General features: G+C 36.6%; 13 protein-coding genes and 1 pseudogene. 9 read left to right on the forward strand and 5 right to left on the reverse strand.

What is annotated here, in order from left to right; genetic code table 11:
• From AC06OU_RS10750 to AC06OU_RS10765, 4 genes are all read right to left on the reverse strand, one after another.
• Nucleotides 1–206: DsbA family protein (locus AC06OU_RS10750; RefSeq protein WP_475855707.1), on the reverse strand; the 206-nt coding region annotated here is incomplete at its 3' end.
• A complete protein-coding gene (locus tag AC06OU_RS10755) occupies nucleotides 203–601 on the reverse strand; it encodes a globin domain-containing protein (RefSeq protein ID WP_475855708.1) in 399 nt (132 codons plus the stop codon). The genes AC06OU_RS10755 and AC06OU_RS10750, both read right to left, overlap by 4 nt.
• Nucleotides 602–726: 125 nt before the next feature.
• Nucleotides 727–1,314 carry a lytic transglycosylase domain-containing protein gene (locus tag AC06OU_RS10760; protein ID WP_475855710.1) on the reverse strand — a complete coding sequence of 196 codons (588 nt, stop codon included), beginning with the start codon at nucleotides 1,312–1,314 and terminating at the stop codon, nucleotides 727–729.
• 48 nt (nucleotides 1,315–1,362) lie between these two features.
• Nucleotides 1,363–1,938, reverse strand: a complete 576-nt coding sequence (locus tag AC06OU_RS10765) for a CYTH domain-containing protein (protein ID WP_475855711.1) — start codon at nucleotides 1,936–1,938, stop codon at nucleotides 1,363–1,365.
• A gap of 97 nt (nucleotides 1,939–2,035) precedes the next feature.
• Between AC06OU_RS10765 and AC06OU_RS10770 the strand changes: the two genes are divergently transcribed.
• The 6 genes from AC06OU_RS10770 (at nucleotide 2,036) to AC06OU_RS10795 (ending at nucleotide 6,940) form a co-directional block, all read left to right on the forward strand.
• Nucleotides 2,036–2,419: a UPF0738 family protein gene (locus AC06OU_RS10770; protein ID WP_475855713.1), complete on the forward strand. Its 384-nt coding sequence runs from the start codon at nucleotides 2,036–2,038 to the stop codon at nucleotides 2,417–2,419.
• A gap of 28 nt (nucleotides 2,420–2,447) precedes the next feature.
• Entirely contained in the window at nucleotides 2,448–3,107 is a 660-nt protein-coding gene (yjbM, locus tag AC06OU_RS10775) for a GTP diphosphokinase (RefSeq protein WP_298469842.1), read from the forward strand.
• Between the two features lie 18 nt (nucleotides 3,108–3,125).
• Entirely contained in the window at nucleotides 3,126–3,929 is an 804-nt protein-coding gene (locus AC06OU_RS10780; RefSeq protein WP_340884562.1) for an NAD kinase, read from the forward strand.
• Nucleotides 3,929–4,843, forward strand: a complete 915-nt coding sequence (locus AC06OU_RS10785; RefSeq protein WP_475855714.1) for an RluA family pseudouridine synthase — start codon at nucleotides 3,929–3,931, stop codon at nucleotides 4,841–4,843. The genes AC06OU_RS10780 and AC06OU_RS10785 overlap by 1 nt, the downstream gene beginning before the upstream one ends.
• A 290-nt stretch (nucleotides 4,844–5,133) precedes the next feature.
• Entirely contained in the window at nucleotides 5,134–6,501 is a 1,368-nt protein-coding gene (gene mgtE / locus AC06OU_RS10790) for a magnesium transporter (RefSeq protein WP_169358863.1), read from the forward strand.
• 52 nt (nucleotides 6,502–6,553) lie between these two features.
• Nucleotides 6,554–6,940 carry a hypothetical protein gene (locus AC06OU_RS10795; RefSeq protein ID WP_475855715.1) on the forward strand — a complete coding sequence of 129 codons (387 nt, stop codon included), beginning with the start codon at nucleotides 6,554–6,556 and terminating at the stop codon, nucleotides 6,938–6,940.
• A gap of 650 nt (nucleotides 6,941–7,590) precedes the next feature.
• Here the strand turns inward: AC06OU_RS10795 and AC06OU_RS10800 are convergent.
• Complete coding sequence (locus AC06OU_RS10800; RefSeq protein WP_475855717.1) at nucleotides 7,591–8,115, reverse strand: CotY/CotZ family spore coat protein; 525 nt, start codon at nucleotides 8,113–8,115, stop codon at nucleotides 7,591–7,593.
• A 141-nt stretch (nucleotides 8,116–8,256) separates the two neighbouring features.
• On the opposite strand from AC06OU_RS10800, the gene AC06OU_RS10805 reads away from it, so the two are divergent.
• From AC06OU_RS10805 to AC06OU_RS10815, 3 genes and pseudogenes are all read left to right on the forward strand, one after another.
• On the forward strand, nucleotides 8,257–8,646 hold the full coding sequence (locus AC06OU_RS10805; protein WP_342566903.1) for a YhcN/YlaJ family sporulation lipoprotein: 390 nt from the start codon (nucleotides 8,257–8,259) through the stop codon (nucleotides 8,644–8,646).
• Nucleotides 8,646–9,101, forward strand: coding sequence for a stage V sporulation protein AC (gene spoVAC, locus AC06OU_RS10810; protein WP_475855719.1), 456 nt, complete (start codon nucleotides 8,646–8,648; stop codon nucleotides 9,099–9,101). The genes AC06OU_RS10805 and spoVAC overlap by 1 nt, the downstream gene beginning before the upstream one ends.
• Nucleotides 9,095–9,643, forward strand: a pseudogene (locus AC06OU_RS10815) (stage V sporulation protein AD); the annotation flags it as partial. The gene spoVAC and the pseudogene AC06OU_RS10815, both read left to right, overlap by 7 nt.

Raw genomic sequence — 9,643 nt, forward strand, 5'->3', positions numbered from 1 at the left:
ACGCAGGCAGTATTTAAATTATTTAGCCTTGTACTAAGCACTGTTCGAATAGTAAAGTACTGCCCATACTCCACTTGCAATTTTCTAATAATCGGTTGCAAATCCCAACAAGCAGAACAGAGCGGATCTAAAAACAAATACATTTCAAGTGGCTTGTTTGTAATAGGAGCTGTGATCGGCTCAACAGGAATTTGTATTCTTGTCACATCTTTTCCTCCTCATGACTCATTTGATTGACCATGTGGTTGGCAGTAAGTACAAGTCTTCTATATAAATCATGACGCACCTTTCCCTCGAGTTCGACTTCGTCCATTGCTTCTGACATGCAGCTTAGCCAAGCTTCTGCACGTTCGGGTGTAATGGAGAAAGGGTTATGGCGCATCTTTAACATTGGATGTCCATGTTCTTCTGAATATATATTTGGTCCCCCAAGGTATTGGGTTAAAAATTGTTTTTGTTTACGCGCTGTTTCCGTCAAATCTTCAGGAAATATTGGCTTTAGCTTTGGATGTTTTGCTACTTTGCTATAAAACGTATCAACAAGGAGTGATAATTTTTCTGCACCTATCTCGTCATATGGTAAAATCGGCTTCTGGGTCATAGTTGTTTACTCCTTTGCTTTAGCACTAAATACATTTTAGCAATCAAATACGAATATCTCAAACAATTAGACTGTAATCAGAAACAATATAGAAAAAACGACCAATTTTGGCGGTCGTTTATACGTCAAGCTAAGAAATTATTTAGAACTTTCTTCACATAATTTTCTGTTTCCTTATAGGGAGGAATTCCGTCGAATTTTTTTACTGATCCTGGTCCGGCATTATAAGCGGCCAGTGCTTTTTCTATATTACCGTCAAATTGCTCTAACATTTGTTTCAGGTACTTTGTTCCACCCATGATGTTTTGCTCTGGGTCCAGAATGTTTTGTACACCTAAATACTTAGCTGTGCCTGGCATAAGTTGCATTAAGCCAGAGGCTCCAGCAGAGCTAATTGCACTAGGGTTAAAATTCGACTCTTGTTTGATGACAGAAGAAATTAATTTTGCTGGCACATTATATGCATCAGAAGCTTTGTTTATGATTTCTTCTATTGATGAGGAGTTACCTACAGAAACTTTCATAGAATGGTAGGAATTATTTATACCGTTTTCGGGTATATATACAGGTGAGTCACCACTATAGAAAAGGGAATCGAAAGAAGTTGTGGGACCCCCAATAGCTGTTTCTTGTAGAACCTGTCCAAGCATTTCTGAAAAAAGGGAAGAAGAGTTGTTAGTTTGAGAACTTTGTACACTTCCCAATGTTTGCATGGCATTAATATCCATTAACGTTTTTAATGACTTTATATCTATAAAGCATCAACCTTTCAAAGAATTCATAGCCTTTACAAGACGTGCAATCTTTTTATCGGTCGAACGAAGGGGGATTTGATGTTTTTTCAATAATTCATGAAAGAATTTTTGCCCTTTTTCGACATCTTTACTTTCATATTCTACCTCATAATCTTCAGTATGACTATATGAGGAGTGGTCTAAGAAAAGTATGCCTTCCTCCAGCTTCAATTGAGCACGATTAGTCTCTATACTACCAAAGCAAGAAAGGGATTTAGAAGCAATCAGCTCATCAATGAAAGCAATAGAAGGAAAAACTGATTGCTTAATGATTAAATTTCTTTGCTCATCCGTTACTAAAATTGTTTGCTCATTCATCACGTGCTTTTTTACTGGTGATTTTAGGGTAAGTTCATTTCGATCTTTCAACACTCTTAAGCGAAAGCCCATATGATTATTTTTAAAATATTGGTCAGGTGTATCAAAATAATAGTTTGTTTGAGTTTGAAAATGCTTTGGTTTGATATTGAAAAAACCTGTCAAACTCATAAATTCTTCTTTCGTTAATAAGTTTTTAAATTCAATCTCTTGTTCAGATAACATAGTCTCACACCTTTCATATTATTTCATTATAGACGGTTTCCAATGAGTTTCAATATGTTAAAATAGTTACAGAATAGACAGAAGGGAACGATGTGTTTTGCCTATTACATTTCAAGTACAAAGTGGCGTGCAACTAGAAAATGATATTCGGTTTACTTTAGAGGATGTGCCTAAAGGGTTAAATATAAAAGCTGGCGGACAAATGATCACAGATTCTGATTCTTTAGCTTTCGTATATTTATTAGAAGGAGATAGCGAATATCACTATCTTAAATTTGGTCAGGATGTATGGCCATTACTAGTTAATACTTTAAAAGCTACCGAGGATCCTATTTTACAAATTGGGGATCAAAGAGTCGTTTTAGTGAAGTTTAAAGAAGAGTTAGAAATGCTAATCTTCAATATAGAAGGCAATGATAACTACGGAGTAGAGTTTTCTCAAGCCGTTGAAAATGCTTTTAAAGAAATTTTAAACGCATAATAAGTGTTCAAAGTGGAGGTTTAGTAGTATGGGCCAATGGGAACGTTTTTTAGAGCCGTATAAGCAGGCAGTTGATGAGTTAAAAGTTAAAATGAAAGGTATGCGGACTCAATTTGATATTGAGAATACTAACTCTCCTATTGAATTTGTAACTGGTCGGGTTAAACCACTGGCTAGTATATATGATAAGTCATTAGAAAAGGGAATCGTATTTGAACCTTCTGCAACACTTGCAAGAGAAATTCCGGACATTGCTGGACTTCGAATGATGTGTCAATTCGTAGATGATATAGAAACCGTTATACAATTACTTCGTAGTAGAAAAGATATGACTATTATTGAAGAAAGAGATTATGTTAGTCATAAAAAGCAAAGTGGCTATCGATCCTTTCATGTCATCATTGAATACCCTGTACAGACAATTCACGGTGAGGTTAATATATTAGCGGAAATTCAAATTCGTACATTAGCAATGAATTTTTGGGCATCTATAGAGCATTCGCTAAACTACAAATATAAAGGTGTATTTCCAGAAGAAATTAAAACCAGGCTACAATATGCCGCAGAGGCTGCTTTTCGTTTAGATGAAGAGATGTCACTTATTCGAGGTGAGATTCAGGAAGCCCAAAAATATTTTAGTGAGAACAAGGAACAATCCCCACCTCACATAAAAGAAGAAAAAATATAAAAGAGAGGCCGTGGTACAATGAATTTCTTTATACAGTCTCGAAATGATGAACTATCCAATCAATTAATGGAAACTGCTAAAATGTACCTTACAGATTTTGGACTAACTTTAAACGAAGAGAATCCTGATATCGTTCTTTCCATCGGTGGTGACGGAACCTTATTGCACGCTTTTCATAAGTACAAGCATATGACAGATTCTGTTGCATTTGTTGGTATTCACACAGGTCATCTTGGTTTTTATGCGGATTGGAAACCTTCAGAAATAGAAAAACTAGTGATTAGTATTGCCAAGAAAGAATTTAAAGTTATCGAATATCCATTACTTGAAGTAACGATTAACTATAAGCATGGAGAGGATAGCTCTGTTTATTTGGCATTAAACGAATCAACAGTTAAATCTCCAGACGTTACCCTAGTGATGGATGTGGAGCTAAACGGTAGCTTGTTCGAGCGGTTTAGAGGAGATGGTTTATGTATGTCCACTCCATCAGGAAGTACTGCATACAATAAAGCACTAGGAGGAGCAATAGTACATCCTTCTTTAGAGGCTATGCAGCTAGCTGAAATTGCTTCCATTAATAATCGAGTGTTCCGTACGGTTGGTTCTTCTTTAGTGTTGCCTAAGCATCATACGTGTTTACTAAGACCAGTGAATGGTCCAGATTTTATGGTTACTGTCGATCATCTACACCTGCTTCATAAGGACGTTGCCTCTATTGAATATAAAGTTGCAGAAGAAAAAGTTCGTTTCGCTAGATTCCGTGCCTTTCCTTTTTGGACTAGAGTGCATGACAGCTTTATAGATAGTGATTTAAAATAATGATGGAAAATAGAATACAGCTTTCTTTCACTGTGGATAAATCACTTTTACTAAGAGAAGCGATTAGCCAATACGGCATATCGAAAAAGGCCCTTACTAGTATTAAGTTTGAAGGTGGTCAAATCATAGTAAATGGGGAAGAAAAAACAGTTAGACATACACTTGAAAAGGGTGACCTCGTAACTATTGTGTTTCCTAAAGAGAAAAAAAGCGAAGGCTTAATAGCCGAGGAAATGTACTTTCCTATATTATTTGAGGATGAACATTTACTTGTTATATCTAAAAAAGATGGGATAAGTACAATTCCTTCTCGAGAGCATCCTACGGGAACAATAGCAAATGGGATTGCAGGTTACCTTGAAAGGAATTCATCTGTTTCCACCGTACATATCGTGACTAGGCTGGACAAGGATACGTCGGGCATAGTCTGTATTGCAAAACATCGTCATGCTCATCACTTAATGAGTGAAATGCAAAAAGCTGGATCTATTTTTAGAACCTATGAGGCAATTGTTCATGGCAGTGTAGAACAAGATTCTTTCCTTATCGATGCCCCAATAGGCCGAAAGGATACTAGCATAATTGAGAGAAGGATTGACCCAGAAGGTAAGCAAGCTAAAACGTCTGTAGAAGTAATAAAAAGATTTACTGTAAATGGTGAAAATCTGACTCACGTGAGGTTGAAGCTTTTTACCGGTAGAACTCACCAAATAAGAGTACATATGATGTCAGTGGGACACCCATTGATAGGTGACGATCTGTATGGAGGAAGTTTGGATATAATGTCTCGCCAGGCATTACATGCTAAGCAACTAAAATTGGTGCATCCATTTACAAAACAAGCTTTAACGATAGAAGATGAATATCCTATGGATATGGCATCTGTTTTAGAAAAAGCTACAATAGAAAAATGAATAAATAAACTCAAAATAAATAATGAATGAAAACAAGGGGGTGAATCAAATCGCTACCCTTGTTTCATTTTGATAAGTAGTGCTCATCTTGTTCTAACGTCGATACAGAGTAACTTTATACTTGTACTAATGTAGGGTTAAGTAGGGAATTCTTTTACATTTAGTTTTAGTATGATTTCCCGGGGAATAATATATTGATGTAACTTTTTTACCAAATAAAGAAAGCAGTTGCTTAATAAAAATAGTGGTTTTACAATAGTAAAGGATAAATGCCGAGGGGAGGGAAAGATATGAGAGAAGAAAAGATGGATTTATTAGAATTAGAAGAATCAAATTTAATTCATTTTTTACTTGCAGATTCGATGGATGAATTTAGAGAAATTTTTATGGAGCTACATCCATACGATCAATCATTATTTTTTGAGAAGGTAGAGCCAGAGCTGCGACAGAAAATCTTTCATTATCTTTCTCCAAAAGAGATGGCAGAGCTTTTTGAAGCAAACAAGTTTGATGAAGAACTATATGAATTTTACTTAAAAGAAATGGATACGACATACGCAGCTGATATGCTTTCCTATATGTTTGCTGATAACGCAGTAGACGTCTTAAACGAACTTGAGGATGCCCAGGTTGCTAGCTACTTAAATATCATGGATAAGGAATCTGCTCAGGAAATAAAAGATTTGCTACATTACGAGGAATATACTGCTGGGTCTATTATGACTACAGAATATGTAGCAATTCCAGAAAACTCTACCTGTCGTTCTGCAATGACCATTTTAAGAAATGCAGCTCCTGATGCAGAGACCATTTATTATTTATTTGTAGTAGACGAAGCCCATCGACTTTCTGGAGTAATATCCTTAAGGGATTTAATAGTAGCAGATGAAGATACCCTGATAAAGGATATTATGAATGAACGTGTTGTTAGTGTGCTAGTAAACGAGGACCAAGAAGAGGTTGCTCGAATGATCAAGGATTATAATTTTTTAGCGGTTCCTGTTCTAGATTTTGAGAACCACTTACTAGGAATTGTAACAGTAGATGATATTATCGATGTATTGGATGAAGAAGCTTCTGATGATTATTCTAAGCTTGCGGCGGTTTCTGACATGGATACTTTTGATAAGGGGCCATTTTCTGCTGCAAGAAAAAGATTGCCATGGCTAGTTATACTTCTTTTCTTAGGTATGATGACAGCAAATCTTATGAGTATTTTCGAGCAAACACTAGATAAGGTAGCTCTGCTTGCTGTGTTTATTCCTTTAATTGCTGGGATGGCTGGTAACAGTGGAACTCAAGCTCTCGCTGTAGCAGTTCGAGGAATTGCAACAGGTGATATTGAAGAACAAAGTAAAACAAAACTATTGTTTCGTGAGGCGGGAACAGGTTTAATAACAGGATTAATATGTGGCTTACTAGTTATTGGAGTCATTTACTTCTGGAAACAGGACCTGTTGATTGGAATGCTTGTAGGAGCAGCGATTTTTGGCTCTATATTTTTTGCAACGCTTGGAGGATCTTTTATACCCTTACTTATTCATAGATTGAAAATCGATCCTGCTGTAGCTTCAGGGCCTTTTATAACGACTATTAATGACCTAGTTAGTATTTTAATTTATTTGGGCTTAGCAACGCTGTTTATATCATCTTTATAGATTCACCAATCCAATCTTTTTGGCATAAAGTAAAGGAAAAAAGGATGTGCCTATGAGCTCTTTAAATGATCCTATACTTTATATATCCGGTCCCCCTGTTTTTCATCTACCTCCACAGTTACGCGCCAAGGAGGAAGTAGAAATAGTAGTAGATGAGACAATTATAGAAGAGGAAAGTACTTCTATTTATGAGATAAAAAATACAGTGTCAACAAAAAACAGTGCTATTTTTGAAAAGCTGAAATTCTTATCAAAGCCATTTCAACGAAAAGTGTATCGTCCGTTAAGCTTTCATATGCTCGATGGGAGTATTATTCAAGGTGAAGTGCAAGAAGTGACCGATGAGCAGGTAATATTTAGTATCAATGGCGAGAGCTTAGAGACGTATCCAGTCCATCAAGTAAAGAAAATATTTTGGCGTGGAAGTATATTGAAATAGTTTAAGGCTACCTTATAAAGGTAGCTTTTTTTGTTGTAGCCTATCGTAAAAGTAATCGATAAATGTTGGATTTCTGTTTTTCGTTGGGAGTAATTGTCGCTGACAAGTGCGGTTGCTGCTGTTTTCTCAGAGGGGTGTTGAATAACCTTTTAGTATTTGCTTAGGGAGTAAAAGGAAGGTGTTTTTTAAACATAAAGCTTTGTTAAAGTTATTGGTTGATTTTGATTAACAATTCTTTTTTATAGTAATTGTAAACATAAACAATTGAACTTTCAAATGGCTATTAAGAACATAAAAGATGATGAAAATGGGGTTGGTGACAGTTTTTTAGCTTTGTTTATGCGAGTAAATTTATTAGCGCTTTCTCGATGCTAAAGCTATTCCCATTTATTGATTGGAGCGCCAGACGGCGACTCCTACGGGATGAGGGAGACAGATAAGACATCACAACCACGCGAGCTAGCGATGGGTGATGGCTTATCGCTCACCCCGAGGAAAGCGTCCGGTTGGGGCGAAAAATCAATTCTACTCTCTGATCTAAGATTTCTTTGGATCATAAATCAACCCTACCCTTTAACATAGCCAAACATAAAAAAAAACCGTTCGGTGAGTTAGCCGAACGGAAAAGACACTACAATATTGAAAGACGATCAGTCACAAATATCTAAGAATACATCCGCTACACATTGAATCGCACAGAAGCAGCTTAAGTCCACAGTCACACAGTTTGTTGTTGCATCCCAATCATTAACACTACAGAAGCTTCCTATATCCACAGTTCCAGCATCCGTTAAGAAGTCAACGATAGTAGTACCAGTTGGTGTTGCCAATGGTGCTAATACACGTAGAGTGGCACAGCAATTATCAAATACCTCTTCAACTCTGAAGAATATTGAAACACCACATTGCGGTGTAGTAGTTCCAGGAGCTGTATATCTAAATAAAGAAGAGAATGGCGTGCCATCCTTATTCAAAAGCATAAATACACGAGTATCTGCACGGTTATTTACTGGACTAACTAGGCCTCCTAGTGGTTCTAAAAAACAGCTAGTTGGGCAAGAACCACAATCAGTTACAGCTTGTGCTTGAATATCTGCTATTGCTTGAACAACATCACATACACAGTTTCCAGTCGAAGGACTTGGAGAAGGGTGATTACTTTTTCCACAACCCATTTTGTTTCACCTCCTTTGCTTCTTTCTTTAGTAATTTATGTTAATCGTTCCAATTGAACAAGGGCAAATAGCTCAGTTCCATTTGTATATTTAAAAAGTCTGCGTGCATACTAACCTAAAAAAAGAGGAGCAAAAAGCCTAATGCGCAAAATAGTGTATATTCTACTGTTGTCTTTATTATTGACGGCTTGTTCTAGCCCTAAAGATCAGGTGTATTCGGACAGAGATACCTCAAAACTTGAGCAAGTCCTTAAGGAGCAGGATAAGATTGCCGGATATCAAAGTGTAATTGATAACAATGATGTTGTTGTAGCGATAGATATCCCGAGGTTCAAACGTTTTCAAAAAGTTAAAATAGAAGATGAAGTAAAAAAAGCGATTGAAAAAGAGTTTCCAGATAAAGAAGTAATTGTTACAGGAGATATAAAAATTAAATGGGAAATTGAAAAGATAGTAGACAAGAAGAAGAAAAATGACGAATTAAAAAAGTCAATTAGTGACATTAAATCCCTATCGAAGGAAGAGACATGATGGATCAAAAACAATATCAAAAAATCGTCGATAAGCAAACTCCTAAGGCCCCATTATTTATGAGCTGTCTTAAAGCATTTCTAGTTGGAGGAATATTTTGTACGGTTGGACAGCTAATTACTTTTTTCTATATACGTTTTTTTCCTTTTACTGAAAAGACTGCGGGTAATCCGACCGTAGCAACGATGATCTTTATCGCCATGATCTTAACAGGGACAGGTTTATATAAAAAAATCTCTCAGTTTGGAGGAGCGGGATCAGCGGTCCCTGTTACTGGATTTGGTAATGCTGTAATTTCAGCGTCAATCGAGCATAAGACAGAGGGGTATGTATTAGGTGTAGGTGGTAATATGTTTAAGCTTGCAGGATCTGTTATTGTATTTGGTGTTCTTTCCGCCTTTTTAGTAGCGTTAGTTAAAACTATTTTAGTTAAATTAGGAGTGGTTTCGTGGTAAATACCGGTGGAACGATTTCATTTACGCAACGACCTAGTATTGCAAGTGCCGGAGTAATAGTTGGGCCGGTCGAAAAATCAAGTCCATTTGCCGAGGGTTTTGATGAAGTACTGGAAACTGAAAAAGAAACAAATGAAACATATGAGCAGGCGGCAAGTCGATTTATTGAAAAGGCCTGTTCTACAGCAGTAAAAAAAGCACATGAAAAAATGGATAATATTGATTTGCTAATTGGAGGGGACTTAGTAAATCAAATGTCACCCTCTAACTTTGCTGCAAGAAAGCTTGCTATTCCATATTTCGGTGTTTTTTCTGCATGTGCGAGTTCAATGGAGGCAGTTATCATTGGATCACTTATATTAGAATCCGGAAATGCTAAGAACGTTCTTGCCGGCGCCTCCAGTCATCACCCTTCTGTAGAAAGACAGTTTAGATATCCATTAGAATACGGAGCACAGAAACCAAAAACAGCTCAATGGACAGTAACTGCAGCTGCTTTTGCATTACTACAAAGTAAGGCGAAAAATGCCCCTTATATTACT

It is taken from the genome of Psychrobacillus sp. (assembly GCF_056205495.1).

Excerpts from the sequence above, each read along its gene's own strand:
- AC06OU_RS10755 (WP_475855708.1), bottom strand. The coding sequence starts at position 601 with ATGACCCAGAAGCCGATTTTACCATATGACGAGATAGGTGCAGAAAAA.
- AC06OU_RS10760 (WP_475855710.1), bottom strand. The coding sequence starts at position 1,314 with ATGCAAACATTGGGAAGTGTACAAAGTTCTCAAACTAACAACTCTTCT.
- AC06OU_RS10765 (WP_475855711.1), bottom strand. The coding sequence starts at position 1,938 with ATGTTATCTGAACAAGAGATTGAATTTAAAAACTTATTAACGAAAGAA.
- yjbM (WP_298469842.1), top strand. The coding sequence starts at position 2,448 with ATGGGCCAATGGGAACGTTTTTTAGAGCCGTATAAGCAGGCAGTTGAT.
- AC06OU_RS10780 (WP_340884562.1), top strand. The coding sequence starts at position 3,126 with ATGAATTTCTTTATACAGTCTCGAAATGATGAACTATCCAATCAATTA.
- AC06OU_RS10785 (WP_475855714.1), top strand. The coding sequence starts at position 3,929 with ATGATGGAAAATAGAATACAGCTTTCTTTCACTGTGGATAAATCACTT.
- mgtE (WP_169358863.1), top strand. The coding sequence starts at position 5,134 with ATGAGAGAAGAAAAGATGGATTTATTAGAATTAGAAGAATCAAATTTA.
- AC06OU_RS10795 (WP_475855715.1), top strand. The coding sequence starts at position 6,554 with ATGAGCTCTTTAAATGATCCTATACTTTATATATCCGGTCCCCCTGTT.
- AC06OU_RS10800 (WP_475855717.1), bottom strand. The coding sequence starts at position 8,115 with ATGGGTTGTGGAAAAAGTAATCACCCTTCTCCAAGTCCTTCGACTGGA.
- AC06OU_RS10805 (WP_342566903.1), top strand. The coding sequence starts at position 8,257 with ATGCGCAAAATAGTGTATATTCTACTGTTGTCTTTATTATTGACGGCT.
- spoVAC (WP_475855719.1), top strand. The coding sequence starts at position 8,646 with ATGGATCAAAAACAATATCAAAAAATCGTCGATAAGCAAACTCCTAAG.